The sequence below is a fragment of the Streptomyces phaeochromogenes genome, from assembly GCF_001418655.1.
GTDB classification, from domain to species: domain Bacteria; phylum Actinomycetota; class Actinomycetes; order Streptomycetales; family Streptomycetaceae; genus Streptomyces; species Streptomyces phaeochromogenes.
This window is the reverse complement of the sequence record NZ_LIQZ01000602.1, coordinates 1-1413: the sequence shown is the minus strand read 5'-3', so window position 1 is coordinate 1413 and position 1413 is coordinate 1. Positions and strand designations below refer to the sequence as shown.

Annotated in this window: 1 protein-coding gene; it reads left to right on the top strand. The window is 70.6% G+C overall.

Annotated features, from left to right (window positions below):
• The first annotated feature begins 152 nt into the window (after positions 1-152).
• On the top strand, positions 153-1349 hold the full coding sequence (locus AOK17_RS46515; protein WP_055618680.1) for an FAD-dependent oxidoreductase: 1197 nt from the start codon (positions 153-155) through the stop codon (positions 1347-1349).
• Positions 1350-1413 lie beyond the last annotated feature (64 nt).

Here is a 1413-nt window from a genome sequence, read left to right as displayed (position 1 = left end):
CCTTCGCCACGTTCCTCACCATCCGCCCATCCTGCACCCACCCACCGACAATCCACCTGACCAGCCAAAACACCCCCCGATGTCACATTCCGAAGCCTCCGAGGAGTCATACGGGAGAGGAATCCCCCCCGGCCCAGAGGAGACCCAAGCCCATGCCCCACCCCACGCACCACTCCACGCACCGCATCACCGTCATCGGCGGCGGCTTCGCCGGCCTCACCGCGGCCATCACCGCCGCGGAAGCAGGCGCCAAGGTCACCGTGTACGAAGCCCACCACACCCTCGGCGGCCGAGCCCGCACCGCCGAGGGCCCGTACAAAACGAACGAGGGCCCCCACGCCCTCTACAAGGGCGGCCCCCACTGGACCTGGCTCAGCCAACGCGACCTGATCGGCGAACTCGCCCCGCTCCCACCCCTGGAGGCCGCCCGCCTACGCCTCCGCCACAAGGGCACCCTCCGCCGCACCCCACCGTTCGCGATGCTCAAACTCCTCCGCCGCACAGCCCAACAGGCCCCCGTGGACCAGGATTTCAGGACCTGGGCAACAGACATCGCAGGCCAGGAAGGCGCAACCGCGGCAGCCCACTACTCCGCGGTCGCCCTCTTCCACCACGACCCGGGCGCCCTCTCCGCCGCCTTCGTACAGGAACGCCTGCGCCGAGCGACAAAGCTGCCCCCCGAGGCGCACTACCCCCGCGGCGGCTGGGCGAGCGTGATCGACAGGATGGCGGCCCGCGCCTGGAACCTCGGCGTACGGGTGGAAACCCTGGCCCGCGTCAGCGAACTCCCCACCGAGCACGGCCCGGTCATCGTCGCCACCTCCCTCGACGCAGCTCGCACCCTGCTCAAGGACAGCTCCCTGACCTGGACGAGCGGCCGAACAGCACTGATCGACCTGGCGATCCGTACCCGCAGGGGCGACGCGTTCGCGGTCTCCGACCTCGACGCACCCGGCTGGTTCGAGCGGTTCACGGCCCAGGACCGCACGCTCGCCCCGGCAGGCGAACAGCTCCTCCAGGGCCAGATCCCGATCGCCCCGCACGAGTCCCGCGCGGACGGCATCGCCCGGGCCGAGGAACTCCTGGACCTCGCCTTCCCGTCGTGGCGTGACCGAGTGACGTACCGCCGCGAGGCGCTCGCGAACGGCCGCACGGGCGCCGTTGACCTGCCCGGTACGAGCTGGCGGGACCGCCCCCGCATCGACCGGGGCAACGACGTCTACCTGGCGGGCGACCAGGTAGCGGCGCCGGGCGTGCTCTCCGAAGTCTCGTTCAACAGCGCGCTCGAAGCGGTATCGCTGGCGCTCGGCACCCGAACAAGGTCGAGCCTTGACCTGAAGCACGCTTGAGGTTGAAAGCTAATGGCAACGCACCACAAACCGCACCGCACCCCGCACCACCCCGCCCCGCACC

Excerpts from the sequence above, each read along its gene's own strand:
- AOK17_RS46515 (WP_055618680.1), top strand. The coding sequence starts at position 153 with ATGCCCCACCCCACGCACCACTCCACGCACCGCATCACCGTCATCGGC.